General features: G+C 36.1%; 32 protein-coding genes. 21 read left to right on the top strand and 11 right to left on the bottom strand.

Annotation, left to right across the window (positions count from 1 at the left end):
* Positions 1-7: 7 nt before the first annotated feature.
* The gene (locus ACZ5N5_RS03730; protein WP_109982914.1) at positions 8-1,273 is read right to left on the bottom strand and encodes an MFS transporter; all 1,266 of its coding nucleotides are present in this window, start codon (positions 1,271-1,273) and stop codon (positions 8-10) included.
* Positions 1,274-1,595: 322 nt separating this feature from the next.
* On the opposite strand from ACZ5N5_RS03730, the gene ACZ5N5_RS03725 reads away from it, so the two are divergent.
* From ACZ5N5_RS03725 to ACZ5N5_RS03705, 5 genes are all read left to right on the top strand, one after another.
* Positions 1,596-1,781 (top strand): PspC domain-containing protein, encoded by a 186-nt coding sequence (locus tag ACZ5N5_RS03725; protein WP_109982913.1) that lies wholly within the window; start codon positions 1,596-1,598, stop codon positions 1,779-1,781.
* Between the two features lie 121 nt (positions 1,782-1,902).
* Positions 1,903-2,496: a TetR/AcrR family transcriptional regulator gene (locus tag ACZ5N5_RS03720; protein WP_464373303.1), complete on the top strand. Its 594-nt coding sequence runs from the start codon at positions 1,903-1,905 to the stop codon at positions 2,494-2,496.
* 11 nt (positions 2,497-2,507) lie between these two features.
* Positions 2,508-3,866, top strand: coding sequence for an MATE family efflux transporter (locus ACZ5N5_RS03715; protein WP_464373302.1), 1,359 nt, complete (start codon positions 2,508-2,510; stop codon positions 3,864-3,866).
* A 441-nt stretch (positions 3,867-4,307) separates the two neighbouring features.
* Positions 4,308-5,381, top strand: coding sequence for a C40 family peptidase (locus ACZ5N5_RS03710; protein ID WP_464373301.1), 1,074 nt, complete (start codon positions 4,308-4,310; stop codon positions 5,379-5,381).
* 194 nt (positions 5,382-5,575) lie between these two features.
* The gene (locus ACZ5N5_RS03705) at positions 5,576-6,859 is read left to right on the top strand and encodes an NCS2 family permease (protein ID WP_109982910.1); all 1,284 of its coding nucleotides are present in this window, start codon (positions 5,576-5,578) and stop codon (positions 6,857-6,859) included.
* 25 nt (positions 6,860-6,884) lie between these two features.
* On the opposite strand, the gene ACZ5N5_RS03700 is transcribed toward ACZ5N5_RS03705, so the two are convergent.
* Both ACZ5N5_RS03700 and ACZ5N5_RS03695 read right to left on the bottom strand, forming a co-directional pair.
* Positions 6,885-7,358: a DUF4188 domain-containing protein gene (locus ACZ5N5_RS03700; protein WP_109982909.1), complete on the bottom strand. Its 474-nt coding sequence runs from the start codon at positions 7,356-7,358 to the stop codon at positions 6,885-6,887.
* The gene (locus ACZ5N5_RS03695) at positions 7,359-7,913 is read right to left on the bottom strand and encodes a PadR family transcriptional regulator (RefSeq protein ID WP_464373300.1); all 555 of its coding nucleotides are present in this window, start codon (positions 7,911-7,913) and stop codon (positions 7,359-7,361) included.
* A 149-nt stretch (positions 7,914-8,062) separates the two neighbouring features.
* Between ACZ5N5_RS03695 and ACZ5N5_RS03690 the strand changes: the two genes are divergently transcribed.
* Complete coding sequence (locus ACZ5N5_RS03690; RefSeq protein WP_464373299.1) at positions 8,063-8,977, top strand: VOC family protein; 915 nt, start codon at positions 8,063-8,065, stop codon at positions 8,975-8,977.
* 82 nt (positions 8,978-9,059) lie between these two features.
* Here the strand turns inward: ACZ5N5_RS03690 and ACZ5N5_RS03685 are convergent, their stop codons facing one another.
* Positions 9,060-9,710 (bottom strand): SDR family oxidoreductase, encoded by a 651-nt coding sequence (locus tag ACZ5N5_RS03685; RefSeq protein ID WP_054788728.1) that lies wholly within the window; start codon positions 9,708-9,710, stop codon positions 9,060-9,062.
* Positions 9,711-9,968: 258 nt separating this feature from the next.
* Here ACZ5N5_RS03685 and ACZ5N5_RS03680 point away from each other — a divergent pair, with 258 nt between their 5' ends.
* From ACZ5N5_RS03680 to ACZ5N5_RS03660, 5 genes are all read left to right on the top strand, one after another.
* Entirely contained in the window at positions 9,969-10,802 is an 834-nt protein-coding gene (locus tag ACZ5N5_RS03680) for a DUF7587 domain-containing protein (protein WP_464373298.1), read from the top strand.
* Between the two features lie 16 nt (positions 10,803-10,818).
* Positions 10,819-11,439 carry a hypothetical protein gene (locus ACZ5N5_RS03675; protein ID WP_464373297.1) on the top strand — a complete coding sequence of 207 codons (621 nt, stop codon included), beginning with the start codon at positions 10,819-10,821 and terminating at the stop codon, positions 11,437-11,439.
* Positions 11,440-11,510: 71 nt separating this feature from the next.
* Positions 11,511-12,575: a site-2 protease family protein gene (locus ACZ5N5_RS03670; RefSeq protein ID WP_054788731.1), complete on the top strand. Its 1,065-nt coding sequence runs from the start codon at positions 11,511-11,513 to the stop codon at positions 12,573-12,575.
* Between the two features lie 29 nt (positions 12,576-12,604).
* The gene (locus ACZ5N5_RS03665) at positions 12,605-13,021 is read left to right on the top strand and encodes a VOC family protein (RefSeq protein ID WP_109982904.1); all 417 of its coding nucleotides are present in this window, start codon (positions 12,605-12,607) and stop codon (positions 13,019-13,021) included.
* 26 nt (positions 13,022-13,047) lie between these two features.
* On the top strand, positions 13,048-13,446 hold the full coding sequence (locus tag ACZ5N5_RS03660; protein WP_109982903.1) for a RidA family protein: 399 nt from the start codon (positions 13,048-13,050) through the stop codon (positions 13,444-13,446).
* Between the two features lie 52 nt (positions 13,447-13,498).
* Here the strand turns inward: ACZ5N5_RS03660 and ACZ5N5_RS03655 are convergent, their stop codons facing one another.
* Positions 13,499-14,212 (bottom strand): MerR family transcriptional regulator, encoded by a 714-nt coding sequence (locus tag ACZ5N5_RS03655; protein WP_109982902.1) that lies wholly within the window; start codon positions 14,210-14,212, stop codon positions 13,499-13,501.
* 162 nt (positions 14,213-14,374) lie between these two features.
* Here ACZ5N5_RS03655 and uvrA point away from each other — a divergent pair, with 162 nt between their 5' ends.
* The 5 genes from uvrA to ACZ5N5_RS03630 all read left to right on the top strand — a co-directional run bounded on the left by uvrA (position 14,375) and on the right by ACZ5N5_RS03630 (position 18,732).
* Positions 14,375-16,831 (top strand): excinuclease ABC subunit UvrA, encoded by a 2,457-nt coding sequence (gene uvrA / locus ACZ5N5_RS03650; RefSeq protein WP_464373296.1) that lies wholly within the window; start codon positions 14,375-14,377, stop codon positions 16,829-16,831.
* Positions 16,832-16,926: 95 nt separating this feature from the next.
* A complete protein-coding gene (locus ACZ5N5_RS03645) occupies positions 16,927-17,574 on the top strand; it encodes a pentapeptide repeat-containing protein (protein WP_054788734.1) in 648 nt (215 codons plus the stop codon).
* Between the two features lie 24 nt (positions 17,575-17,598).
* Positions 17,599-17,910, top strand: a complete 312-nt coding sequence (locus ACZ5N5_RS03640) for a CHY zinc finger protein (RefSeq protein ID WP_054788735.1) — start codon at positions 17,599-17,601, stop codon at positions 17,908-17,910.
* Positions 17,911-17,968: 58 nt separating this feature from the next.
* A complete protein-coding gene (locus ACZ5N5_RS03635; protein WP_054788736.1) occupies positions 17,969-18,163 on the top strand; it encodes a hypothetical protein in 195 nt (64 codons plus the stop codon).
* Positions 18,160-18,732 (top strand): hypothetical protein, encoded by a 573-nt coding sequence (locus ACZ5N5_RS03630; RefSeq protein WP_054788737.1) that lies wholly within the window; start codon positions 18,160-18,162, stop codon positions 18,730-18,732. The genes ACZ5N5_RS03635 and ACZ5N5_RS03630 overlap by 4 nt, the downstream gene beginning before the upstream one ends.
* A 68-nt stretch (positions 18,733-18,800) precedes the next feature.
* Here the strand turns inward: ACZ5N5_RS03630 and ACZ5N5_RS03625 are convergent, their stop codons facing one another.
* Positions 18,801-19,310, bottom strand: coding sequence for a GNAT family N-acetyltransferase (locus ACZ5N5_RS03625; RefSeq protein WP_054788756.1), 510 nt, complete (start codon positions 19,308-19,310; stop codon positions 18,801-18,803).
* Positions 19,311-19,527: 217 nt separating this feature from the next.
* Between ACZ5N5_RS03625 and ACZ5N5_RS03620 the strand changes: the two genes are divergently transcribed.
* Positions 19,528-19,746, top strand: a complete 219-nt coding sequence (locus ACZ5N5_RS03620; RefSeq protein ID WP_054788738.1) for a hypothetical protein — start codon at positions 19,528-19,530, stop codon at positions 19,744-19,746.
* A gap of 71 nt (positions 19,747-19,817) precedes the next feature.
* Here the strand turns inward: ACZ5N5_RS03620 and ACZ5N5_RS03615 are convergent, their stop codons facing one another.
* From ACZ5N5_RS03615 to ACZ5N5_RS03605, 3 genes are all read right to left on the bottom strand, one after another.
* Entirely contained in the window at positions 19,818-20,243 is a 426-nt protein-coding gene (locus ACZ5N5_RS03615) for a DUF2935 domain-containing protein (RefSeq protein WP_054788739.1), read from the bottom strand.
* Between the two features lie 125 nt (positions 20,244-20,368).
* Positions 20,369-21,148 (bottom strand): Cof-type HAD-IIB family hydrolase, encoded by a 780-nt coding sequence (locus tag ACZ5N5_RS03610; protein ID WP_464373295.1) that lies wholly within the window; start codon positions 21,146-21,148, stop codon positions 20,369-20,371.
* Positions 21,149-21,406: 258 nt separating this feature from the next.
* Entirely contained in the window at positions 21,407-21,844 is a 438-nt protein-coding gene (locus tag ACZ5N5_RS03605) for a MarR family winged helix-turn-helix transcriptional regulator (protein WP_342767694.1), read from the bottom strand.
* A 133-nt stretch (positions 21,845-21,977) separates the two neighbouring features.
* On the opposite strand from ACZ5N5_RS03605, the gene ACZ5N5_RS03600 reads away from it, so the two are divergent.
* The 4 genes from ACZ5N5_RS03600 to ACZ5N5_RS03585 all read left to right on the top strand — a co-directional run bounded on the left by ACZ5N5_RS03600 (position 21,978) and on the right by ACZ5N5_RS03585 (position 24,966).
* On the top strand, positions 21,978-22,478 hold the full coding sequence (locus ACZ5N5_RS03600; protein WP_054860443.1) for a CarD family transcriptional regulator: 501 nt from the start codon (positions 21,978-21,980) through the stop codon (positions 22,476-22,478).
* A 299-nt stretch (positions 22,479-22,777) separates the two neighbouring features.
* Positions 22,778-23,677, top strand: a complete 900-nt coding sequence (locus ACZ5N5_RS03595) for a nuclease-related domain-containing protein (protein WP_464373294.1) — start codon at positions 22,778-22,780, stop codon at positions 23,675-23,677.
* Positions 23,678-23,709: 32 nt separating this feature from the next.
* Positions 23,710-24,414, top strand: coding sequence for an MBL fold metallo-hydrolase (locus ACZ5N5_RS03590; protein WP_109982894.1), 705 nt, complete (start codon positions 23,710-23,712; stop codon positions 24,412-24,414).
* Positions 24,415-24,495: 81 nt separating this feature from the next.
* Positions 24,496-24,966: a metal-dependent hydrolase gene (locus tag ACZ5N5_RS03585; RefSeq protein ID WP_464373293.1), complete on the top strand. Its 471-nt coding sequence runs from the start codon at positions 24,496-24,498 to the stop codon at positions 24,964-24,966.
* Positions 24,967-25,003: 37 nt separating this feature from the next.
* Here the strand turns inward: ACZ5N5_RS03585 and ACZ5N5_RS03580 are convergent, their stop codons facing one another.
* On the bottom strand, positions 25,004-25,429 hold the full coding sequence (locus ACZ5N5_RS03580) for a VOC family protein (RefSeq protein WP_245902223.1): 426 nt from the start codon (positions 25,427-25,429) through the stop codon (positions 25,004-25,006).
* Between the two features lie 82 nt (positions 25,430-25,511).
* On the bottom strand, positions 25,512-26,327 hold the full coding sequence (locus ACZ5N5_RS03575) for a DUF6597 domain-containing transcriptional factor (protein ID WP_464373743.1): 816 nt from the start codon (positions 26,325-26,327) through the stop codon (positions 25,512-25,514).
* Positions 26,328-26,368 lie beyond the last annotated feature (41 nt).

Genomic DNA, 26,368 nt, shown 5'->3' with positions numbered 1-26,368 from the left:
CATGTAGTCAAATAGTAACCTTCACTGGTTTTTTTGCTAATAGGGAACAGATAACGCCGATTATAGGAAAGATTAATGCTAATAGAATAACGATAGTATAGCCACCAAATAGGTCAAAGCCTATACCAAATGGTAACGGGCCTAGGGATGAACCGATAACCATTATCGTGGCTCCAACACCATTAATACTCCCAATATATTTTCTACCAAAATAATTAGGCCAAATAACACCGATAGCAATACGTTCTAATCCACCTGCCAATCCCCATAATATACCAAATAGTATTGCCATAAGGAAACTATCTGTAATTAGTAACAATAAAAGAACAAAAAATTCGATGATAAAGATAACGAATAGGACATAGTTTGTTTTTACTTTGTCTAAAATTACACCCGAGACTAAGGAAATCGGAATTCCGACAAATGCCATTAAGCTTAAAACCATTGCGGCCATTTCAAGCGATAATCCATTCGTTTTAAAGATAGAGGTGATATGGAACGTAATACCTGTATTAACTAACGCAGGTATACCAACACAGATTAATACAGCCCAAAAAGCTCTCGTTCTCATTGCTTCATTTAATGTCCAATCTTCTTCAGCCTCTATGACGGGTGTCACTAATTTATTTTGTTGGTCGGCCTCTGGTTCTACGTTTCCATCTGGCTCTAATCCAATAGATTCTGGGCTATTTCTTACTCCAAGGAAAGCAATAGGTACAAATAAAAATAGAAGTACTATTCCCCAAAATTGCCATGCTACTTGCCAGCTCCATGTTTGAATGAGCCAAGTATTAATAATAGGAAATAACATGGCACCAGCAAAGCTAAAAAGTGCTTTTAAACTAAAGGCTCGACCTCTTTTTTTCACAAACCACTGGGCAACGAGTGTATTTGGAATTAATGTCATACTCCCTTGCCCTAATAAACGTACCATGAAAAATCCTAATGCAAGCATCCAAATACTAGATATAAAACTATTATAGAAACATGCTAAGGAAAATAAAGTTCCTACTGTTACCATCATCATCCTTGGTCCAAATCGATCGATGAAACGTCCTACGATCATCATTAGTACACCTGCTAATAGTGTAGCAACAGAATAGACACCGGAGACTTGTGATCTCGACCATCCGAAATCATGTATATATTCATCTATAAACTGAGAATTTGAAAATGTTTGACCAGGTCCAGAGAAAAACACCCCTAAACCACCAATAACTAAGATAACCCATCCATAATAAAAATTATCAAATATTTTTAATCGATGTAACATAGTTACCTCCTTCTCGATGATCGGTGAATTTATAAGCGGAAAGAGTAAAGAGGACGAATGAGGATGGAGAGGTATGAACAGTTAACTACTATAAACGCTTTCATGAAAAGTTGCAAGTAATGTGCATAGTACTCGTAAAAGAAGAAACACCCTAATATTGGGTGCTTCCTAGTGTTTATTTTTTTATCAACGGGATCCATGTGTTTGCTTCTTGGAGGAGCGCGCTAGCACTTTAAAGTATTAGCTATATCCTTTATTTTACAAAAAGCGTGTTATAATTGGTAAAAAGGCAAGTGACTTAACATATGAAGGAGGAAATGGAATGAATCAGAAGTTAACAAGATCATCAACGGATAAGGCATTCTATGGTGTGTGTGGAGGGATCGCGGAGTTTTTTGGCATATCTTCTTTCATTGTCAGATTAATTTTCTTCTTCACTTCTTCTGTTTCTGTTTGGGTATATATATTTCTATCGATAGCATTAGATAATAAACCATCACTGAAATAATGCTCCTTCCTCAAAATCACAAGCAATCACTTGTGATTTTTTTTTTGTTGTATTCCGTCTATTGACACTCCTATCATCCTTTGCTAAGCTATACTGACGACCGTTCGTAAGGGGTGGTAGGATGTCTTATCAATTAATTAAACAGGAAGCATTGAATTTATTCGCCATACATGGTTATGAAGGGACGTCCCTTGCTGATATTGCGAAGCAAGTAGGGATCAAGAAACAATCCATCTATACTCATTTTAAAGGAAAAGATGCCCTGTTTATGCAAATACTAAAGGAAACCTTCGCAGATGAGTTAAAAAAGGAACAAGATTATATAAAAAGATATTTCGATAAAACACTAAAGGAATTTTTATGGTCAGATCTGCAACATTTTATCCATCGATTTCATCATGATAATCAATTAAAGTTCTGGCTTCGTAACACCTTTCTTCCTCCACGTCATTTATACGATGAAGTCACTAGGGAGCTCTATCAATACATTGATCAAGTAGACTTATTATATTTTGATCGATTTCAATATGCGTATGAAAAGGAAGAAATAAGTCAAGATCCTAATGTTGCAGTCATGTCATTTTCGGCATTGTTAGATTCCATTGGTGTCGAATTAATTTACGGAGGAGAAGCTCGTACCAACCGAAAATTACATGCAGCTTGGGAAATATTCTGGTTAGGTATTACCTATCCAGATCGTACATCTCAGAAGTAAGGAGGGTTCACATGTATCATGCCGAAACATGGAAGGAAAAAATTCATTTATTCTTAGTTATTTTGTGGCCGATAATGATTACACAGATCAGTTTATCAGCAATGAACCTTGTTGACACGATGATGTCTGGTCGTGTTGGAACAGATGATCTTGCTGGAGTCGCTATTGGATCTAGTTTATGGTCACCAGTTTTTACAGGAATGAATGGTGTTATGCTCGCCATTACACCGATTATTGCGCAATTTATGGGAGCAAACCAACGTCATAAAATTCATCATACCGTAACACAAGCTATATTTTTAGCGATTATGCTTGGTATGATGATTATTCTAGTAGGGGCGTTTGCCCTCCATCCGATTTTAAATCTAATGGATTTAGAAGAAAATGTACAACATATCGCTTTTCATTATTTAGCTGGTCTGTCGATTGGGATTATCCCATTATTCCTTTCCAATGTTATTCGTAATTTCTTCGATGGACAAGGATTCACACGAATCACCATGATTATTACGGTTTTAGCTGTTCCCTTTAATGTACTTTTAAATTATAGTTTAATTTTTGGTAATTTTGGAATGCCTAAGTTAGGCGGGATTGGTGCTGGATACGCAACAGGTATCACCTTCTGGATCATATTAATTATTAGCATTATTATGACATTTAGAATTGAAGCAGTGAAAAAGTACAAATTATTTGTCCAATGGGTGAAGCCATCGTTTAAAGCATGGAAAGAGCAATTATCCATAGGAATACCAATCGGACTTTCCATTTTCTTTGAAGCAAGCATTTTTTCCGTTGTTACCTTACTAATTGGCAATATGTTTTCCACTACGGTTATTGCGGCAAATCAAATTGTGATTAGCTTTACGACATTACTATTTATGATACCACTTAGTATATCAATGGCTATAACGATTGTGGTAGGCTATTCAATTGGCGGTAAAAAATTAGATGCAGCTAAACAGTATGCCTTTATTGGAGTACTTGGAGCCATCGGTTTTCTTGCTTCAGGATCTGTCTTTATGTTCTTTTTCCGAGAGCCAATTGCCTACCTTTACACTACAGATCCGATTGTTGTACAAATAGCGGGACAGTTATTCATCATTGCCATTATTTATCAATTATCTGATGCTTCACAAGCTAGTCTACAGGGTGTTTTACGGGGCTACAAGGATGTAAAAGTACCATTTTATATCGCCTTTGTTTCTTATTGGTTAATTGGTATCCCTTCTGGATATTTATTAGCAGCCTTTACGAATCTTGGACCCTCTGGTTTTTGGGTTGGAATTACACTTGGATTAACAGGGGCTGCAATTGGATTCTTTCTTCGTTTACGGGTAATTTATCGAAAGGAAAAAGCTAAATTAGATTAGGGATAGGAAATTTAACTCGCAGTTGACTGCGAGTTTTTTTATTAACAAGTTTTGGTTGTATAGTTAGAACGAAAATGTGATTAAAGGTAACTATAAGAATTACATAAATGACATGTTATTAATAGTCATTTAGTATCGTTCGGTAAATAATATAATTACTATTGGTAATACAATTATAAGGATTTCTATGTAATTGAATAAATTATAGGTCAAACAACCTATAATTTGATACAAAAAATTAAAAAACATATTTCAATAAAATCTATCATTTTTCGCTAAAAGGGAGTATAATAGGACTATATTTGATTTCGTAAAAGCTCCTTACATAAAACTTGCGTGTTTATCCACATTTCATACATACATCAATTCTAGTAGTACGAGCTTTGTTTTTCCTAAAGAGAAGAATTATTTATTATTAATAAACAGGAGGATGTAGTTTAAATGGTAAAAAAGAAAATGATTATGTCTGTTACCTTAGGTGCAGCTATCGCATCAACAATGATAGGAGCAGATGAAGCAGAAGCGGCGTCGTATAAAGTCCAAAGTGGTGATTCATTATGGAAGATAGCTCAGAAGTATAATACAAGTGTACAAGCACTGATCGATATTAATAAGCTTCGCTCTGATATTATTTATCCAAATCAAATTATCAAAACAGATGCATCTTCTTCTAATAAAAATAACCAAACGCAAAATAAAAATGCGAATCAAAGCACCAGTAAGACAAGTAAATATACAGTAAAAAGTGGAGATACTCTAAGTGGTATAGCATACAAGCACAATATTTCCCTTCAAAACTTAATGAAATGGAATAATTTAAATACTACATTGATCTACCCAGGCAATGTCTTAGTTGTAAAAAAGTCAAGCTCTAATACCAGTTCTAATAATGAACAAACATCATCTAATTCTAACTCTAATAAAGAAGAAAGTAGTTCTTCCTCTACTATTTATATTGTAAAGTCAGGGGACACACTTTCTCATATAGGAGTTCAATATAGTGTTTCTGTTGCTAATTTGAAGAAATGGAATAATCTAAGCTCTGATCGAATTTATGTTGGTCAAAAGCTGAAAATCGGAGCAAAGCAAGATTCAACAAGCTCCACTTCTGATAAGAATACTAGCAATAAACAACCTAGTAATATAGATTACAACGTAACCAAACTTATCGATGTTGCTACAAGCTTAAAGGGTACAAAATATGCTTGGGGTGGAACAACACCAAATGGATTTGATTGTAGTGGATACATTTATTATGTATACAAGCAAGCTGGTAAAAAGGACATCAAGCGACTTTCCAGTGCAGGTTATTATGACCGTTCCTATTATGTTAACAATCCCAAGGTTGGAGATTTAGTATTTTTTGAGGGAACTTATAAATCTGGCATTTCACACATGGGAATCTATCTAGGAAACAATCAATTTATCCATGCAGGCTCAGATGGAGTAGAGGTTGTTAGCTTAAACAATTCTTACTGGAAGAAACACTTTTCTAGTTTTAAAAGATTCTATTAATGGTAAGACGCCAACCCTTTAGGAAACTTCTAAAGGGTTGTTTGCTTTCATTGTTTATCGTTTTAAGTAGTTGACAAATGCTCTATTTTTACTAAAATGTAAGTTGGCTCTCTTTTCTTTGCTATTTATTTTGGTATAAGAAAGCATAGAGGAGAGCGGGTTGGGAGAGGGATAATTAAATAGAAGGAAATGGAATGAAAAAATCCTTATTTCAATTAAAACAACACGAGACAAGTGTTAAACAGGAGATAACAGCAGGATTTATCGGTTTTTTCACGATTGTATACATTATTGCGGTTAATTCGCTGATTTTGTCAGAGGCAGGGATTCCTCTACAAGGTGCCATTGTGGCTACCATCATGACATCATTTGTAGGGTGTCTCCTAATGGGATTATGGGCCAATGCACCCATCTTAGTGGTCCCTGGGATGGGAATTAATGCGATGTTTACCTATACCTTGGTACAGTCGATGGGGTTAGCCTGGCAGGAGGCACTTGGTGTCACAGTAGTTTCCGGAATTATCTTCCTATTGATAGCTTTTTCTAAATTAACGCAGGTAATCAACAAAGCGATTCCTAGTTCGTTAAAGGAAGCTATAACCATAGGGATAGGATTTTTCCTCATATTGATCGGACTGGAGAAAGGGCGCTTAATAGAACAAGGCGATCAATCGATTATTGCGATGGGCGATTTAAGTGATCCTGTCGTATTAGCAACGATATTAACGTTAATTATCGCTTTTGTTTTGTTTGTTCGCAATGTAAAAGGGCATTTTCTCTGGACGATTTTCGTTGGGATAAGTATCGCCTTTTTGCTTGATGTAATGCCTCCACTTACGAATCAGGCTTTCTCCTTGCAGGAATACAGCCAAGTATTTGGAGCGTTTTCGCTAGAAAACAGTTTATCATTGCCTTTTGTTATCTCTGTATTTTCCATTACGATGGTGATCGTCTTTGAAAATATGGGATTAGTCGCAGGTCAGTTAGACTTAGCTAAAGGACCAGAAAAGTTTAAAAAGGCCTTTCAAGCAAACAGTATTGCTTCGATGCTATCTGGTATTTTTGGTTCAAGTCCAACTGTATCCACAGCTGAATCTACTGCTGCAATTGCGGCAGGTGGTAGAACAGGGCTTACGTCGATCACAACAGGAATACTTTTTCTCGGTACGATTTTTCTGATTCCATATATGAATATCATTCCAGCAAATGCTATTGCACCGATTTTAATCATTGTTGGGGCAATTATGGTACAAAATATACGGAATTTAAGCTTTCAGGATATGACCGAGACATTTCCAGCCATCTTTATGATGATCATGATCCCTTTTACGTACAGTATTGCAGATGGTATAGCAATGGGATTCATCTTGTATGTGATGTTAAAATTAGCGACAGGGAAAAAAAGAAACGTATCCTTCACCCTTTATATGATCGCTTGTCTATTTTTACTCACTTTTATATTACAATTTATTAGTTAAGCCTCCGAGATTCGGAGGCTTTTTTCTAACGATTAAGTCGCTTTTTTGCGGTAATTATTTCTTTTGTAATTGGAATATGCTTCATCGCCTTCCCTAGTCCGTATAACGGCATATTTCCATATACAGATTCATACTGTTGCTTTTTCAATTCATAGGTTTCATGGTAGATCCCAACAGAGTCATTATTTCCAATCTTCTTGTTGAAGCTTTCCCATGCTTTCAAATGTTTTTCACCTTTTGCATATGCCAGTAAATCATCGAGAGACCGCCAATATTGAATCATAACAGTTGTTCTTAAACCAAAATAACTTTCCATTGATAGAAACCCTAGCTCCTCTTTATTCGAATAGAGTTCCTTAATCATCCCAGGCATAGCAGTAAAGACAGGTAACCAACGATGGAATAGATAGCGTTTGTTTATCCTCATTCCAATAAGAAATACTACTAAATCTTCCTGGTTTTCTGTTGTAAATCGACCTTTATAAATGTGCTTTGCCATTTACTCTTCCTCCTTTTTAAAATAATCTCGAGTCGTATCACACCATTCCATCGCAGCCGTTGTCACCCGTTTCCCGTAATCTAAAGTAAGTAACCAATAGGTCAGATCCTCATGATGTTGATGATTGGATTTGATCATCTTTTCAATAGCCTGATAGGTTTCATAGGTTTCCGTTAATTTTTGCTTATAAATTTCCAACTGTAATAATGTATTTTCTTTTGTTTGGTGTCTTCCGAAAAATAATTTTAGTAATACTTCATTTCGCTCGTGAGGTATTTGTTCAATTGGCTGCTCCAACCATTCCTTCAAGGCAGCTTCCCCTTTTGAAGTTAGTGAATATTCATGTCGATCAGGTTTACCACCTTCTGTGAGTGTTTTTACGGTTGCTAATCCCTCTTCCACCATTCGTTTCAGAGTAGGATAAATTTGCCCATAACTAATTTTCCAGAAATGATTTAGACTTTGATCGATGAGTCGTTTGATACTGTACCCCGTTCTGCATTCAGTCGTTAATATACCAAGAATGGCATATGTTGTATGATTATATTTTTTCATGGAATACCCCTATCTAAATGATATGTATCTTTTAGATATATAATACATGTAAAATGAACGTTAAGTCAATGTCTTTTTTAACATAGCAATAGAAAAGAAATAGTCTGTCAATAGCTATGATAGAATATGCACATAAAGGAGGGAGAATAATGACAAAATTAAAGAAAAATATTGTTCCACATTTGTGGTTTGATAAGGAGGCCGCTGAAGCAGCGAAGTTTTATACGTCGATTTTTCCTGAATCAAACATGACAAACAGTACGACATTGAATGATACCCCATCAGGTGACGCTAACTTAGTCTCATTTGAATTATGGGGACAGGGGTTTATGGCTATCAGCGCAGGTCCTTATTTCCAATTCAATCCATCTATTTCATTTACCGTTAATTTTGATCCATCACGAGAAGCCAACGCTCGTGAGAAACTCGAGGAGGTTTGGAACAAATTATCTGAAGGTGGTTCTGAGCTAATGCCTTTAGATAAGTATCCGTTTAGCGAAATGTACGGCTGGATTCAAGATAAGTATGGTGTATCGTGGCAGTTAATCCTGACTAATCCTGATGGAGAAGAAAGGCCTGCTATTTTACCTTCGCTTATGTTTGTTGGTGAGGTGTGTGGGAAAGCTGAGGAAGCCGTTGACTTTTATGTGTCTACCTTTAAGAGCACAAATTGGGGACAGATTTATCGCTATCCTGAAGGCATGGAGCTTGATAAAGAAGGGACGGTTATGTTTTCAGATTTCATGCTATTAGATCATTGGTTTACTGCAATGGATAGTGCAATGGATCATGACTTCCAATTCAATGAGGCGATCTCCTTTATGGTATATTGCGATACGCAAGAAGAAATTGATGACTATTGGGATAAGCTATCGGCTGTTCCTGAGTCCGAACAATGTGGTTGGTTAAAGGATAAGTTTGGAGTGTCTTGGCAAATCGTACCGAGAGAAATGGATGAGATGATGAATAATAGCACTGCAGAACAAATCAATCGACTGAATCAAGCAACACTTAAAATGAAGAAGCTCGATCTGGCAGAATTGAAAAAAGTGTATAAGGGATAATCAGTAGATGGTATAAATACACAAGGTGAAAATAACCCCCTTTTTTAGGGGGTCCTTTCACAAGCACTTGATTTCACTTTAGTTAGACAGATTTTACTGCTTCCTCGACAGGGGTGCTTCCACCAACAACCTGGAATTCCTTCCCGATCGTGGAATCATTGATTAAACTTTCTACAATAACTCTCGCAATGTCTTCTCGAGGAACTTCTCCTCTTGCTACCGTTGTTGCAAGCTCAACTTTATTTTTTCCAGAATCATTTGTTAATAACCCAGGGTGTATAATGGTATAGTCTAGGTTAGTGGATTTAAGCCATTCATCTGCATAATGCTTCGCCACTACATATGGAGCAAAGGACTCTGGAGCAGATTGAATAGCTTCACGAGTGGTATCAAAGGAACTGATCATAATATATCGTTTAACTTTCGCTTCTTTCGCTGCTTCCATTGTTTTCACAGCAGCATCTAAGTCGATCATCAGTGTCTTATCCTTCCCTGTGTTTGGACCAGATCCGGCAGTAAAGACGATAGCATCGACTCCATCTGCAGCTTTTGCAATGGCTTCTATTTCATCTTCTAGATCTACTACCGCTATTTCTGCACCTAATTCTTTGAAATAAGGAGCCTGTTTTTCATCACGAATCATAGCCCTTGCCTCTAGCTTGTCATTTTCCTGAATAAAGGAAACCAGATGTTTACCGATTTGTCCATTAGCACCAATAACTAAAACTTTCATTTTTTCACCCTTTCTACATGTTCTATTTATTATTTTAACCTAATTAATGATAAATTAATAATCTTGCGCTTACTTAGAAAAGGCTTATTAGGAAAAAAATACTAAATTTTATTATATGTATAAATTACATAGACTTTACTTGAAATCTTTTCTATTATAAAGAGTGTAATTAATCATACATAGAATGAAACGTTATCATCTGAGTTCATATTCTAGACGGATGAATCTATCACATTTAATAGTTAGGAGGAAAGAAAGTTGAAGAAAATTAAACACCCATATCTGCTCTGTTTCTTCATTGCACTTATGCTTTTTTCTTTTATGCAGCCAATAAACACATCAGCGGAGAGAGCACCTCTTGCTGATATCTCAACATTAGCCACTGTTAGCTCTGTTGAAGCAGATGGAGGATTTCTGGAGCCTGTAACTGATTGGTTCGGTTCAGTTGGAGATAGTATTGAGAATACGATTGACGGTGTAGAAGAGACGGTTAAGGGTATTGTCAATTATATAGGGGAACTGATAGGAACAGTAGATGAAGCTATATCTTCTTTTTCGAGTGGAAATACTTATTCCTCTGATGGAGTAGAGGAGATTCAAGAAAAGGTAAATCAGGCAGATGATCTGTTGAAAAAAATTGGTATAAAGCCAAAGTCAGGGGAAAAGATTGTTTACCGTGTTTTACCAGATAAGCAGGATATCTCCGAGGGTATAAAGGCTAGGAGGCCGGATAGAAATATGAGTATTGCTGGACATGTGAGAAATGGAAGTAAGGAGAATTTTAAAGGCTCTCAATTTATTTCCACAACCAAAAGCTTTGATGTTGCCCTCGACAATGCTAGGTATGATATAAATAATGACAGGAAGCCACAGGATCTTCGGATAGTACGAATTGATTTGAATAAGGTTACTAATAAATACTATGATTTAACAGACCCCGAAATACAAGAAAAGTATCTAGTCACCAAGGCTGGTAAACCATTTCAAATGGTCCGGAATTATGCGAATAGTTCACAGGAGGTACTTGTTGAAAAATTTATTCCTAAGGAAGCATTTGAGTTAATCGGTCGTCCTTCCGAGTTTATGAATTAACAAAAGGGGTGTCAATATGGACCAATTAACATTATTGGAACATTTTATTGAATCGGAGATAAATTTGCTTGTTAAACTGCGGATGGGTAATGGCATGGATGAGAAGGAATATGAAAATATGAAAAGGTCGTTTTCACTATTGATGGAGCAATGGAGTGATAAGGACTCTATTCCACAAGATGCCGTACAGTCAGTCATGGAAGTCTGTGGTGAGCTTTATAACTTTTCCAGAAATTATTCAGGAGAAGAATCCGAGAGAATACGGGATGCTGCAGCAAATATCAGCACCTTGAGGCAGAAGGGTCTTGCTTGTGATCAAATATCGGACAAAGCAAAGGAAAAAGTTATGTCAAGTCTCATGGAACAAATTGAAAAGGGCGGGGGCTTTTTTGAAAAACTCCAACAAGGAAAGGGCTTGGATGAAGAACAATTCGAAGAGATCCTGGAAGAATTGACGACTATCGATGACAAAATATTCTTCTGGGATACAATGCCGAAGCCACTTGTCAGAATTCTGATTTCCCTTTATGAAATGGATCTCTTTGTTTATAAATATGAAGATGAATTTCAGGATCAGGTGGAAGCGGACAAGATATATGATGCATATGAAAGATTTTTTGATTTAATTGTAGGTTAGTAATCATTGAGTCGATAATGGTAGACCATAACCTTCACAAATGAAAATACATTCTAGAGGAGAAACAAATAATGAATGACATCATGAAGCCTTTTGGCATCGTAATTATTTCAGCCATGCTTATTGGACTGTTTAACTTTACCAACTACGCAGAAACAGCTAATTTGATCGGTATGTGTGCAGCTCTTTTATTCTTTACTTTATTCATTCATGAGTTAGGACACGTTGTATTTGGAATATGGTCAGGTTACAAATTCAATTATGTCACAGTTGGTCCCATCACCATTGAAAAAACAGATCGGTTACGTATAAGCGTCAATGACAGCTGGTTCAGTTTTGGTGGAGTTTCGAACTGCACACCATTGGCCAAAGATTTAGAAACGATCGCCCGGCAGCATAAATGGTATGCAGCGGGTGGCCCTATTTTTTCAGTAGTAGTCGGTATGATCAGTTTACTTACTGGAGAGTTCATGAACATCGATATGGTATACTACTTTGGTATTTTTAATTTAAGTGTATTCGTTTTAACCATTTTGCCATATCAAGGGTCCTTAAAATCCGATGGTCGTATATTGTGGGAGCTATGGAGAGGTGGGAAACATTCAGATGAATTTCTAATTTCTTTATTATTAATTAAGGAAATGATGACTCCATTACATCCCAGGGACTGGTCAAAGGATTTAATCAGACAGGCTAAGACATTGGAACCAACCATTGATAATATTTCGGTTGCACATATTCTCTTTTATTATACGCTTGTCACGAAAAATTACGACACAGCTTCTAATTTGATTGAACCATTTAAGCAGATACCTATAACAAAGAAAAATAAATTCACATTACAATTTATCAACCAAATTAAGCAGATCGATATGGTAGTAAATAAGGAGGAGGATAAGGTACAATTTGACCGATTGCATCGGCTTATGAATTCCTTTGAACCTATCAGTTATAAAAGGAGTGAAGCAATTCGCGCCAAGCTGAACGGGGATAATGAGCAGGTAAGAATCCAATTATCCGAAGTAATGAAGGAAATAGAGAAAGGCAAAGGGCAATTTGGCTTTTACTATGCTGAGGAACAACTATCTATAGTTCTAACAAGTGCAATGCAACCTGAACTGGAGCAAATGATGTAACCAATTAAACCCTAAGGAGATGTTGATTTATGGAACCGCGAATTTCAGTTCTTACATTAGGAGTAGATGATTTAGAAAAGGCAGTATCCTTTTATCGAGATGGATTAGGTTTGCATACAGAGGGAATAGTAGGAGAAGAATTCGAGCACGGTGCTGTCGCTTTTTTTGATCTGCAATCTGGACTTAAATTAGCATTATGGAATAGGGAAGCTATTGCTCACGATGCAAAGGTTACAAAAACAGCAAACAGTCCGACAGAATTTACGATTGGACACAATGTAAGCAGTAAAGAAGAAGTAGATCAAATCATGGAACTCGTAGAAAAAGCGGGAGCCACCATTACACTAAAGGCATGTAACACCTTTTGGGGAGGATATTCCGGTTACTTTCAAGATCCTGATGGACATCTTTGGGAGGTAGTCTGGAATCCGGAATGGGAGTTTTAATAAAATTTATCTAAGGAGGCGATAAGATGCAAAAAATTACGAGAAAAAACCCGTCAAATATGCCACCACCTGTAGGTAATTACACACATATTACGAGAATTCCTAAAAATGCTGAGTTATTCGTAACATCCGGACAAATAGGGGTAGACCAAGAAGGGAATATTCCTCCTACCATCAATGACCAAGTGAGTAACACATTTAGTAATATCAAAGCCTTTTTGAAATCTGAAGGATTAGATGCAACAAACATTATTAAAGTGAACATATGGGCAACAGAAAGGATAGATTGGGATTTCTTTTATACCCAATGGGGGCAGTTATTTACTACAGACTATCCATCAATGACCATAGGGTATATCACTGAATTGGGCTTGCCCGAGATAAAGATCGAAATCGAGTTATGGGCAGCTAAGCTTGAAGCATAAACATAAATTACTGAAACCATGGGATATCGAAAAGATAGTTCATGGTTTTAACTTATGCCTCTTTTTCTTTTTTCTTCAGTAATTTGATTAATCGATATAAGTAATGCGCACCACGAAGTTGCTGCTCAATTTGATAATCCATATACACTAAAGAATCCATGGTGATTTTTCTTGCCTCTGTGACGTTAAGCTGATTGATTCTATCTAGTATCTCTCGAACACTATCAAGGAAATATACCGATGATTGAACGGTTCGAATGATTAATAATTTACGAATATCGTCACGACTATACATTCGATAGCCATTCTCAGCGTCCCTAACAGGTTTAATTAAGCCCTCTTTTTCCCAATGCCGAATCGTAGTGGCTGGGACTTTAATTTCCCTCTCTACTTCCCCAATGTTATACAGGTTTTTATTTTGCCTATTCAAAAAGCTCTCCATATTATCAGGTTTTAATATATCTAATGCCTTTATTGCTTGTTGTTTATTTTCATATAAATTTGCTTGGACTCTATTTACTTCCCATAAAGCTTCCGTAAACTTATTTTGCTGAATCATAGGCATAACTTTTCTTACTGTGGCCATCCCAAACCCTGGATACATAGCGCGTATACATTTGAAATAGGCTTCATGTACTTCCGTATAAACACGATACCCATTTGCCTTCCGTTTGGCTGGTGGAACAATACCCCATTTTTCATAATGCCGTAAGGCACTGGTTCCTACGTCTAGCTCTCGAGCAATGTCTATCGGTCTTAATTCCATAGGAGCCCTCTCTTTTCTTTAAAAGATTCAATTAAAACATTGTAATCCCATGACGGGTTTGATTCATTTTAAGCCTATTATAATAATAACATTGCTATCAAAACTTTGCACTTGCATAAATGTTGTATGCTTGAAATAGAAAAGATATTGGAGGAGATAGTTTTGGAAAATGTAATCGTGGTAAATGGGGCAAAAGAAAATAATTTAAAGGACCTGTCAGTATCTATTCCAAAAAATCAACTCATTGTCCTAACAGGTCCTTCCGGATCAGGAAAGTCTACCTTGGCAATAGATACATTATTTAAAGAATGTCAGAGGCAATATCTAGAATCCATGGGCTTACAAGGAATTGATAAACCGAAAGTAGAATTCATGAGTGGGCTTTCTCCATCCATCAGTATTAACCAACAAATTGCCAATAAGAATCCTCGCTCAACAGTTGGAACCGTAACAGATATGTATACAAGTCTACGGATGATTTTTGAGAAAATTGGTAGGAGGAGATGTTCTGTTTGTCAGTATGAGATAGAGCCAACTTGGAATGAAGAGGAAATAGAGAAAGAAGAAAATAGCTTTCGAGAATATATTCATTGCCCGAAATGTCAGCATCGAATGGAAAAATTGACTCGAACGCATTTCTCTTACAATACCACTGAAGGAGCCTGCCCTACTTGTAAAGGTCTAGGAGAAGTCGTCGATATTCATAAAGAATCTCTCTTCCATCAAGCACATTCGATTGAAAATGGAGCCGTAGATATATGGAAAGGGCGCTATGCAGACTATCAGGTATCTATTGTAAAAGCTGCGATGAACTATTACGGTATATCACTTCAAGAACAACTACCTCTAAAAGACTATACCCCTGCCCAAAAGGCAATTTTATATTATGGTGTCGAAAGTGAGGAAGTGAAGAAATATTTCCCTACTGTTAAGCCTCCAAAAACGGTTGATAAAGGCAAATTTGAAGGTGTATTAACAGGAATGTGGAGAAGGTTTACGGAAAAGGCTGGAGCCTCTGCAGAAGCTGAAAATTATTTTTATTCCCAGACATGTCCTGATTGTAAAGGAGAAAGGTTAAACGAAACTAGCCGAAGGGTTAAGGTAGCAGATAAAACGATTACACACCTCGTAAACCATTCTTTAGAGGAAATGCTAAAATGGAGCAAAAGTCTAGAGAAGTCATTAGATGTAGAAAGTTATTCGATCACTAAGACGTTTATAAAAGATTTAGAGACAAAGCTTACAAGAATTATCAAAATAGGATTGGGATATTTGACGTTAGATCGCCAAGTGATAAGCCTATCGGGAGGAGAAGTACAAAGGTTAAGACTTTCAGCCCTTCTCGATTCTGCATTAACAGGGGTACTTTATATCATGGATGAACCTACTGTAGGGTTACATCCGAAGGACACCTTAGGACTGTTAAGTGTATTGAAAAAGCTTAGAGATTTAGGTAATACAGTCTTAGTCATCGAGCATGACGTAGACGTGATGAAGCATGCAGACTATATCATAGATATGGGTCCAGGTGCAGGTAAAATGGGAGGAGCAATCGTTGGCGAGGGAAACTTACAGGAATTAATGGAACAGGAAGCTTCCGTGACAGGGAAATATTTACGGGAAGAGCACAAAATGGTGAGTGATTTCCGGCAAGGGATTGGTAAGAAAATAACGGTACATCATGCCAATGTTCATAATCTAAAGGATATAACCACTTCCTTTCCAATTGGATGTCTTACAGCGGTTACAGGTGTATCAGGTTCAGGGAAATCATCGCTTGTTTTTGATGTATTAGCAAAAGGGAACGACAAAATCCACGAAGGCTTTGAGAAGGTTACAGGCCTTCAATATTTTGATCAAATGATAACAGTCGGTCAGTCACCACTAAGTAGAATGAAACGGTCTAATATTGCAACATATATAGAAGTGTTTACTGAAATTCGAAAGCTATTTTCTCAGTTAACAGTAGCGAAAGAGAACAAGCTGACAGCAAAGCATTTTTCTTTTAATACAGTCGGTGGACGTTGTGAAAATTGCCAAGGATTAGGTTATGTATCAACAAACATGCTATTCTTCGAGGATTTAGAGGTAATTTGTCCTGTTTGTCATGGAAAGAGATTTAAGAAGGAGATCCTTTCAGTAAAATATAAGGAGCATTCCATTAATGATATATTGGAAAGCTCTGTTCATGATTGTTTAACGATTTTCAACAAGGAGAGAAAGGTGAAATACGTTCTTGATTTACTAGTGGAGATTGGTCTTGGATATCTGAAATTAGGCCAATCCTTAACTACCCTCTCAGGTGGAGAAGGACAACGATTGAAGCTGGCTAAGGAGCTCATGAAACAAGGGAATAAAAAATCCTTATATTTATTAGATGAACCTACAACAGGATTACATCCCAATGATACTGTTCAATTACTAAAGCTATTAGATAGATTAGTGGATGCAGGAAATACGGTTATTATGGTGGAGCATAATAGCCAAATGATTAGAGCGGCAGATTGGGTGATTGATCTAGGTCCCGAAGGAGGAGTAAATGGAGGTCAAATTATAGCCGAAGGAACACCAGCAACGATAAGAGAAAATCAAACTTCCTATACCGGAAAGTACTTATAGGCAGAGTTTCACCGAGCTGAGCTTCGTAAAGTTCAGCTTTTTTTGGATCTATCATTCAATAAATTTTTGTTATAATGGTGCAAAGAGGTGTTGTTATGACAAAAAACTTTAAAATCAAATTACCTGAAATCCCTTTTGATTTAGAAGAAGGGAAGGAAGGGGATATTTTCACAAAAGAAGAGCTGGAATTATCAAATTGTAAGATATCTAATAGCATGATAAGTAGTAAAAATTTTTATCCTGTGATGATATCCAAGGTTATTTTTAAAGGAGTGACCTTTCCGAGTGTTTCTTTGGAAAGGGCAGACTTGACGGATGTGATCTTTGAAAATTGTGATCTATCAAATGTTAATTTGAGACAGGGATCGATACATAGAGTTGCGTTTAAGGATTGTAAATTATTAGGTGTGGATTTTTCGGAAAGCTCGTTAGGGAATGTATCCTTTGAGGGATGTATCGCGAGGTTCAGTAGTTTTGCGGAGTCTCGTTTAAATCAAGTAATATTTGATCAGACCTCCTTACAAAATGCTAATTATTATCGTAGTAAATTTATCAATGTGGAGTTTCAGAAGAGTGATATGAATGAGGTCGATTTCCATCAAACGGTGCTTAAAGGCATTGATATTAGTACTTGTACATTTGATAGAATGAATGTTTCGATGGAAAGTCTAGAAGGATGTGTAGTTTCACCTGAACAAGCTATTGGTTTTTCTCGATTGTTAGGGTTAAAAGTAAAGCAATAAAATACGTTTAATGAGGTGAACAACATGCCAAAAATCTATGGACTTACTGTAGATAACCAAACTCGCTGTAAACATTATCATAATGTAAAGGATATTATTGCGATAAAATTTAAATGTTGTCATAAATTTTATCCATGCTATAAATGTCATCAAGAATGTGAAAATCATTCGATTGAACTATGGAGCGCAAAGGAAAGAGAGGAAAAAGCGATAATCTGTGGAGTCTGTGGAGTAGAATTAACGATTAATCAGTACATAAATACAAATCATTGTTTACATTGTAAGTCGAGATTCAATGAAAGATGTGAAAACCACTACCATCTGTATTTTGAATAGCGAAGTTTTATGAAACGAAAGCCTTGAGTTATTCGTATATTAATACGGGGGAATTAAGATGGAGAAACATCGCAAAAAGAGTAAAACATTATTCTTTATCGGAATATGGTTAGTGGCTTTTGGCATTACCTTTCATAGCACGTTAGGAATTCAAGAGAATATGTTAGGCTTTTCTGCAATACCACTCATGATCATAGGAATAATTCTATTAATGGTTTCCAACTTTTACAAGACAAGAGGTGATGGCGCATGAGAATATTAATGAGTCTATTATTTCTTCTATTTATCGGATATCATAGCTATAAGTTAATCGTCCTTTTAAAGAAAATGAATCAAGGTGTAATTATGCCGCTAACAGATGAGGAGATGGCTTCCATTAAAAACTCTGAACGTAGAGAAATAAAACCCCCGACCCTTTCCACACAAAAATGGGGGATCATCCTATATGCTTTTACACTAGTATTAGCAACAACGCTGTTTATCCTGGCCATTTTTCACGATGAATTTAATTTCTATTTGTACCCCTTTTTCTTTATCCCTTTACTTCATTCCAATGATTTGTTTCAGTTGTTTTCTATCACAAATAAAGGGATTCTTAGTGGGAATCAGTTTATTCGATGGGAAAAAATAAAGTCATTTGAATTTGTTCCGATAGATGTAAACAGTAGGCATTATGGCTTTTCTTCAGAAATTAATGATAAAAAAGAGTTAAAAATTAAGTCAAGATTTCGAACGATAAGCTGTATTGTGATGACAGAGGAGATGGAGCAAAATCTACAAAAGGTATTAGAGGAAAATGTGGTTAGGTCTTCATATAGTTAGAGAAGTGTGGCATGCCATAGCTGAAAAAAACGAAGTAGGAAGAGAGAAATCCTCTTCTCTCAATCTACCTATTTCAAGGTTTTTACCATAATATAGTTTTCTTTTTCTTCATCACCAATAAAGATAGAGTATTGACCTCTTATTTCAAAGCCTTTGCTCTTATGAAATTCAATGGCATTTTTGTTCTTTCGCCAAACACCTAGCCATATTTCATTTTTGTTATGCTCTTTGGCTAGCTCAATGGCTGTCTGCAGTAATGTTTTACCAAAACCTTTGTCTTGGTACTTTTGTTTGACGTAAATTCGTTCAATTTCCATAGCATTTTCCCCGACTTCACGGGTTTGGGCTGGTCCCTCATTAATTTTTAAATAACCGATGAGAATATCATTGGAATACAAGAATAAAAAAGAAGAAAATTCATTGGATAGTTCTTTTGTAAGTTGATTAGCATTGAAGGCATTTTCTAAATAATCGTTCATGTTTTCTGGAGTGTTTAAATGGCTGTATGTTTCATTATAGGTATCTGTAGCAATATCCTGCAAAAGACGTAAGTCATCAAGTGTACATTTACTTATCATAGTTTTCACGCAATCACTCCCTTTTAAATTTTCCTTAGGTAATTTAAGTATATTTTAAAGAAAAGGTGTAAGTCAATGAAAACGAATACAGATTAATATGTGTAATAGATAATTTTAGCCTATACTAGTTGGCTTCTTAGAAGACTGAAATCTATTTAACGTCTGTACGAACCCTTAGGTAAGAATAAAATAAAGTGAAATGAGAGGTTTTTTAAAAGTGAAGAAATATATAGTTTTTGCTGTAAGTTTTTTAATCATCTATTCCTTACTTCAACTCATATCTGGAATGATTTTAACTTTGTGGTATACGCCATATATAGCAAACGTAAGCAGTCTTGGTGTCAATTCTCCACAGGAAATCCATTTATTCCAACCCATAATCATAGCCTTTCTATCAGCAACCATCGCATATTTTATTCCAGCAAAATTAAAATAAAGTAAAAAAGCCCTTTACAGAATTAGACTATAAAGGACAACACCTTAAAAGCGGTAGAAGGAAGTAACTTTCTATTTTTGATATAAAATAGTTTGGGCAACCCCGATAAAGTATTCTGATTCTACAATAATATGATTCAACACGACCTTAGCGGTTTGATTGGTGCTGATCGGTTTACTTTCTTCCATTAATGTACGACAAAAGTTTATAAATTGCTGACTCTGTTCAAGGCAAAAAGAGGTTAGCTTCAAAATATCCTGATAAAGTGCATCTGAAACCTGTCCAGCAGATCGGTTAACTGTTTCAATATACCTCACTACTTGCTGATGGGTTTGAGCAAAAGCCTTCTCCCATTCTTTCAGTGCATCAACGTATGGCTGCTCCAAATTTTTAACGAGCTCTCTAATAACGACTGTATGCTCTTCTTCTTGATGCTTCCAAAACTCAGCTTCATCTAGGACACGAAGTGGCATCTGATTCCCATAATAATATTGCATAAAAACCCTCCATCCTTATTGACATCATTAAATACATATACGAAAGGATACAGGATTAGAACTTGATCCGATGCAAATGAAAAAACCCAATTCTAGAGAAGTCTCCAAAATTGGGTTTTTAGTAATTATAGTAAACCAACTAGCTTAAGCCCATGTTCTATCCCATTATTCTCCACAGACTCTGTAATATATTTTGCTACATGTTTCACTTTTTCCTCCGCATTTCCCATTGCAACACTGTTGTTTACTGTCGATAGCATTTCGATGTCATTCAAGCCATCCCCAAAAGCATATATTCTTTCTTTTGGAATATTTAGTTTTTCTACAATCTTTTCGATCCCTTTTGCCTTTGAACCACCTTTAGGGAGGACATCAACAGATAAAGGATGCCATCTCACAAAATCAAAATCGCGAAAATTATCTTTATACTGTTTCACTTCCCCTTCTGGACAAAATAAAAGAGATTGATATAATTCGCGTCCTTCGTAATAATACGGATCATGTGTCGGAAAATGCTTGATCTTTAATGACTCAATTCCTTCTTTGACATGAGGGTGATCAGGAACATTCGCCTTCATATCTTCATGATCCATAAATACAACGGGATGATCATTGTGAAGAGCAGTTTCAGTTAGTTTAATTAAAGAATCGATATTTAATGGATTCGTATGTAGCACTTCCCCGTTTAAAACAATATATTGCCCGTTATAACTCACAAATGTATCAATGCCTAATTCTTCGCGCAAATCCTCGTACATAAAAGGTGCACGGCCTGTAGCAATAGCAACTAGATGTCCATTCTCTTTTAATTGGAAAATCGCTTCTTTTGTGGAAGGAGGCAATTTTTTATCATGGTCTAATAATGTTCCGTCTATATCAAAAAATATAACACTTTGTTCTTTCATTTCTTGTCCCACTTTCCTTTTATATTTGATGTCGTATGGTTACCATCCTTAGTGTAAGCTATGAAACGCGTTTCATGTCAAATATTCGTTTTTCCTTGATCTGAAACTGGTTTCATAAATTAGACTAATAGAGGAGGGGAATGATTTCCAACTCCCCTCTAAAATATTGTTGACCTTATCAGCGTAATAGCCATGCTAGCGTGATGGTAAGGTTCAACCTTTATGCTAGAAAAAAGGTCTGCTATTAGAGCAGACCCATTACAATCCCCAATCTATTTTGAGCATGTTTTTTAAATATTGAAGTTGTTCTTCCCCAATTTTGACGGCCATTTTATCCTCTAATTCTTTTTTTAATGCCTCATTTTTTTCATAGCAACTTATACCAAGATCGGTTAAACGAATACATTTCTCTTTTTTGTTATGTTTGGCATCAATGATTTCTATTAATCCCTTTGCTGCCAGATTTTTAATGAATTTATGTGTTGCTTGTCTCGAGATATCTACATTCTTAGCAACAGATGCTATCGTTGGCTCCTTTTTATCGATTTTAGCGAGAATGTACCATTCGGAATTGGATAGAATTATTTCACTATGATCATTTCGCAAATCTTCTAATAATTTACGAAGCTGTATTTGCCGTTCGCTAAGCATATCGAATAAGCTGAGGTTGTGTAAGTCATCATTCAACAAGACCACTCCTGCGCATTTTTTCGAAACTAATTATAAAAAAAGCACTCTCCTTTGTCAACTAGATTGACATCTTTTTAAAAATGGCGTATACTATAATTGTAAACTAAGTTGACAAAATGTTAGTTGGAGGCTTGACTAAATGTTTAATGTTGGAGATATGATTATCTATTCGACACATGGTTTGTGTAAAATTGACGACATCTGTGAAAAGAAGTTTAGAGATAAAGAGAGAACCTACTATGTGATGCACCCAGTAAAAGATCCAAATTTGACGATTAGTGCACCTGTTGAGGATAATCAAACTAACATGTGGACAGTTATGAATAAAGAAGAAGCCAAGGAAATATTACATTCGTTCCAATTTCCAGGTGTGGAATGGATCGACAATGCAAGAGAACGCAATAAAAAATATACGAGTTATGTTCATACAGGAAACCGCCAAAAGATTTCTAATATTCTAAATACACTAATGAAAAAAGAAATAAAGGCTAAAGAAAACGGCCACAAGGTGTCTGATTTGGATCACAAGCTGTTAGAATCAGTACAAAATATTATGTTCAGTGAGCTGGCTGTCTCATTAGACACGACGTACGAGGAGATTGCCAGCAAAGTGAACAATATGATTAGACAGACGGTATAGAATTCACTGCGTAGAAGAGTTTGTAAGCTCTTTTATGCAGTTTTTTTTATGTAAAGATTAGTATATCTTGGCCATCGCGCAGTCACCCATCAAGATAACCAAGATAAAGCCAGATATCTTGGCCATCGCGCAGTCACCCAGTAAAATAACCAAGATAAAACAAAATATCTTGGTTATCCCGTAGTCATCAAGCAAAATAATCAAGATAAAATTCTCACGAACATTAACAATTAAATCAGATAACACTAGCATTGTTTTTGTATTTATAATAGAATGTTAGAAAAGAAAGGAGCATACATTTGCGAGCGCGTAAAAAAGCTCATGAATTGCAAGTCTATAAAGCACTTATTTACCGTAAGCGATTTTCTAGCAAAGACAAAAGAAGGTATAGGAGCTTAAAAAGAGGTTATGAAGGGGAGGTCTATTTTGATCATCTACTAGAACAACTCCCAGGTGGTTACATATTGTTAAAAGATCTTTGTTTAAATTATAACGATAGGTTTTTCCAAATAGATCAGGGGCTTCTATATAATAATCTGTTTTATATGTATGAAATAAAGAATTATATTGGTGAATATTATGATCAAGACGAAAAGCTCTATCATATTTCGGAGAAAGAAGTGGATGATCCGCTTATTCAGTTAAAAAGATCCAGCTCCTTGCTTAGGCAGCTTTTCCATCAACTTGGCTTCACCACCCCAATAGTACCTACTGCAGTATTTCCGAACCCCGAATTTACACTTTTTCATGCACCTCGAACGGATAAAATTATTTTACCATCCCAGTTAGGGCAGTATATCAGACAATTTAATCAAACAATTCCACTATCTCCGTCTCTACAGCAATTATCCGACAAATTACATAGCCTAAATAAAAAAACATCCCCTCAACAAACACTTCCTGATTACCATTACAATGAATTAAAAAAAGGAATGCGCTGCCCTTCCTGTTCCGGAATACTAAAGGATATAGCAAAAAAAAGTTGTACGTGTAGAGCATGTGGAGAAAAAGAAAACTTACAGCACGTCCTTTTACGCAATATAGATGAATTTCAAATATTATTTCCAAATCAAAAAATAACGACTAAAATTATTCACGATTGGTGTGAAATGGATCTTAATTGGAGTATTAGAACTGTTCTTAAGAAAAACTTTGAGAAAATGGGAGCTAATAAAGGTGCGTATTTTGTGAGAAAGTGAAATAATGGACAATTTTTGAAAGAGGTGAAGAAATGAAAATAATAGAATTACCAATAAAAGTCGAATTTAATGACCAAAAGGATTATATTTATCCTAGTTTAATAGAATCGAGGGGTGAGCTCACCTTAGTGGATACGGGATATCCCTTTTGTTTAAAGTTAATTGAGGAAGCGATCATTAAAAATCACTACCAAATAGGTCAATTAAAAAATATTATTATTACCCATTATGACATGGATCATATCGGTTCATTGCGAGAATTTAAGGATCAATTTCCTTGGATAAATATAATAGCAAGTGACACAGAATCTAAATACATTAGCGGGCAGGTTAAATCTGAAAGGTTGAAGCAAGCTGAAGAGATGCAACAGCACATGCCAAAAGAACTCCAAGAGTTTGGAAAATCGTTTATAAGCCAACTGAAAGAACAGAAACATGTTTCAGTTGATAGAGTTGTCTATAATGGTGATCTAATCTTAGATAAAAGTTGTGAGGTTGTTGCCACACCAGGGCATACATCAGGCCATATTTCTTTGTTCTTCCCTCATTTAAACAGTGTAATTACAGGGGATGCCGCAGTTCATCAGGATCACAAGCTTATGATCGCTAATCCTGATTATTGTTTAAATATGGAGGATGCAAAAAAGTCATTAGCAAAATTAAAAAAACTTGATGCGAACACCTATTATTGCTACCATGGCGGAAAATATACCAAAACTAATGCTTTCCTATACTAATAAACTATGCTAAAATAAGAACAAACGTTTCCTTATCTGCATCAATCACTACTAAAGACAGTACATACAAGGAGAAGTAAAATGACAGGAAAGACACATATTATGGGTGGGATAGCATCGGCTGCCGCTGTTGCCCATTATCAACACTATGACCCTACTATTTTTATTATCGCAGGGGCTTTTGGGGCTGTTTTGCCTGACATTTGCCATGGTGGAAGTAAAATTGGTAGAAGGTTTCCGCTTATTTCAAAAGTAATCAATACAATATTTGGCCACAGAACCTTTACCCATAGCCTCTTATTTTTGTTACTAGTTGGCTATTTATTAACTCTTTTCACAGATAATTCATCGATTATTATGGGAGTTCTAGTAGGAATGGTAAGCCATTTTATTTTGGATGCTGCAACGAAAAATGGAATTAAGCTTTTTTATCCAGTCAGTATCACCATTCGCTTCCCAATCACAACAAAAACTGGTGGAACTGTAGAGAATATCGTTCTATTGGGGTTAACGCTAGTGACCATCTATTTTGGGAAGGATCTAATTTTATAATAGAAAAGGGCGGACATTGTCAAACGCCCGCCCCGAATTATCCCTCTAATCGAACATCCTTCACATGTGTGGCCATCCACCAAATATGTCCAAATGGATCGATTAATCCTCCGCGCCTATCTCCATCTGCTTGATCCTCTACTGGTGCTAACTCTTTTGCACCAGCTTCCATTGCTTGCCGGTAGAGAGAGTCTACATCTTCTACATAAAGGAAAATATGCATAGAAGAACCACCAAGCGACTGGGGACCGCGCATTAATTCAAAGTCTGGGAACTCGTCCACTATCATGATGATGGAATCCCCAATTTTAATTTCTGCATGCTTTATCTTTCCATTATCATTTTTTAGGCACATTACCTCACTTGCACCAAATGCCTTCTTATAAAATTCTATCGCTTTGGCAGCTTCTCTAATAATCATATAGGGTGCTACAGTGTGATGGCCTCTAGGAATAGGATACATAATAATCTCCTCCATTCAAAAATATTTGTTACATTCATTATAATCAGCACATGTCATTTATTATTGTAAAAAAATGACCTATCTAAAAAAGCGGAACGTGATTTTTAAAAGCTTGATTCGATTGATAAGCTGTTGGTTTTATGCCTGAAAAGGAACGGAAATCGTGAATGAAATGGGCCTGATCATAATATCCACATGCTAGTGCGATATCCATCCAATCAATTGAATCTACTTTGTGAATGGAGCTGAGGATATGTTGAAATCGTTGTACACGCCAAAATTGCTTAGGTGTCAGACCAACTTCTTTTTTGAAAATATCGATAAAGTGCCGAGGGCTTAGATTGATTTGATCAGTGATATCGCTAATTCGAAGCGGATATTCTGGTGTTTGAAATTTAGCTAGGGCATAGGTGATAATTGGGTGGTTGGTTGTATCCTTTTTCATCTTTATTAAAAATTGCTCCAAGATGTGGAACATAAAAGTAGGTGAGCGAGCCTCAAGTAGCCTTTCACGTAATGCCTTTACTTTATCGCCCCATAATTGCTCCAAAGAAAGATGGGTATTCCATAACTCGTAAATCGCAACTGGGAAAAAAGGAAAAGCACCTCCAGGCTTAAAATGAATACCTACCGTATTCGTTTGACTTGCGGTATCGATCACAACAAAATCTGAATGAGGACCAGAAATGATGCTCCCCTGATAACTTGTAAAGTGATCATGCGTCTCTTTATCATATAGCTTGATGATATCTTCTCGTAAATTGATCACTAATTCTATTGATCCATCCGGGAGTACGCGTTCTTTTTCGTGGGGTGATTGAAGTCCATTGCTGTACCAAAAGATATGAATATAATCCGACAAAGGTGGTGGTGGATGATAGGTTAGAAATTCTGTCATAATCAACCATTCCCTCCATTCCTAGCAAAGTTAAATATATT

The organism is Gracilibacillus sp. JCM 18966 (assembly GCF_055392695.1).
Note: the sequence above shows the minus strand (reverse complement) of the source record. Positions and strands in the feature narration are given on the sequence as shown.

Coding starts and splice junctions, on each gene's coding strand:
- ACZ5N5_RS03575 (WP_464373743.1), bottom strand. CDS start 26,327: ATGACAGAATTTCTAACCTATCATCCACCACCACCTTTGTCGGATTAT.
- ACZ5N5_RS03715 (WP_464373302.1), top strand. CDS start 2,508: ATGTATCATGCCGAAACATGGAAGGAAAAAATTCATTTATTCTTAGTT.
- ACZ5N5_RS03675 (WP_464373297.1), top strand. CDS start 10,819: ATGGACCAATTAACATTATTGGAACATTTTATTGAATCGGAGATAAAT.
- ACZ5N5_RS03710 (WP_464373301.1), top strand. CDS start 4,308: ATGGTAAAAAAGAAAATGATTATGTCTGTTACCTTAGGTGCAGCTATC.
- ACZ5N5_RS03655 (WP_109982902.1), bottom strand. CDS start 14,212: ATGGAATTAAGACCGATAGACATTGCTCGAGAGCTAGACGTAGGAACC.
- ACZ5N5_RS03625 (WP_054788756.1), bottom strand. CDS start 19,310: ATGATAAGTAAATGTACACTTGATGACTTACGTCTTTTGCAGGATATT.
- ACZ5N5_RS03585 (WP_464373293.1), top strand. CDS start 24,496: ATGACAGGAAAGACACATATTATGGGTGGGATAGCATCGGCTGCCGCT.
- ACZ5N5_RS03580 (WP_245902223.1), bottom strand. CDS start 25,429: ATGTATCCTATTCCTAGAGGCCATCACACTGTAGCACCCTATATGATT.
- ACZ5N5_RS03700 (WP_109982909.1), bottom strand. CDS start 7,358: ATGGCAAAGCACATTTATAAAGGTCGATTTACAACAGAAAACCAGGAA.
- ACZ5N5_RS03695 (WP_464373300.1), bottom strand. CDS start 7,913: ATGAAAAAATATAATCATACAACATATGCCATTCTTGGTATATTAACG.
- ACZ5N5_RS03670 (WP_054788731.1), top strand. CDS start 11,511: ATGAATGACATCATGAAGCCTTTTGGCATCGTAATTATTTCAGCCATG.
- ACZ5N5_RS03665 (WP_109982904.1), top strand. CDS start 12,605: ATGGAACCGCGAATTTCAGTTCTTACATTAGGAGTAGATGATTTAGAA.
- ACZ5N5_RS03685 (WP_054788728.1), bottom strand. CDS start 9,710: ATGAAAGTTTTAGTTATTGGTGCTAATGGACAAATCGGTAAACATCTG.
- ACZ5N5_RS03660 (WP_109982903.1), top strand. CDS start 13,048: ATGCAAAAAATTACGAGAAAAAACCCGTCAAATATGCCACCACCTGTA.
- ACZ5N5_RS03640 (WP_054788735.1), top strand. CDS start 17,599: ATGCCAAAAATCTATGGACTTACTGTAGATAACCAAACTCGCTGTAAA.
- ACZ5N5_RS03690 (WP_464373299.1), top strand. CDS start 8,063: ATGACAAAATTAAAGAAAAATATTGTTCCACATTTGTGGTTTGATAAG.
- ACZ5N5_RS03590 (WP_109982894.1), top strand. CDS start 23,710: ATGAAAATAATAGAATTACCAATAAAAGTCGAATTTAATGACCAAAAG.
- ACZ5N5_RS03635 (WP_054788736.1), top strand. CDS start 17,969: ATGGAGAAACATCGCAAAAAGAGTAAAACATTATTCTTTATCGGAATA.
- ACZ5N5_RS03645 (WP_054788734.1), top strand. CDS start 16,927: ATGACAAAAAACTTTAAAATCAAATTACCTGAAATCCCTTTTGATTTA.
- ACZ5N5_RS03630 (WP_054788737.1), top strand. CDS start 18,160: ATGAGAATATTAATGAGTCTATTATTTCTTCTATTTATCGGATATCAT.
- ACZ5N5_RS03705 (WP_109982910.1), top strand. CDS start 5,576: ATGAAAAAATCCTTATTTCAATTAAAACAACACGAGACAAGTGTTAAA.
- ACZ5N5_RS03615 (WP_054788739.1), bottom strand. CDS start 20,243: ATGCAATATTATTATGGGAATCAGATGCCACTTCGTGTCCTAGATGAA.
- ACZ5N5_RS03730 (WP_109982914.1), bottom strand. CDS start 1,273: ATGTTACATCGATTAAAAATATTTGATAATTTTTATTATGGATGGGTT.
- ACZ5N5_RS03725 (WP_109982913.1), top strand. CDS start 1,596: ATGAATCAGAAGTTAACAAGATCATCAACGGATAAGGCATTCTATGGT.
- ACZ5N5_RS03600 (WP_054860443.1), top strand. CDS start 21,978: ATGTTTAATGTTGGAGATATGATTATCTATTCGACACATGGTTTGTGT.
- ACZ5N5_RS03610 (WP_464373295.1), bottom strand. CDS start 21,148: ATGAAAGAACAAAGTGTTATATTTTTTGATATAGACGGAACATTATTA.
- ACZ5N5_RS03720 (WP_464373303.1), top strand. CDS start 1,903: ATGTCTTATCAATTAATTAAACAGGAAGCATTGAATTTATTCGCCATA.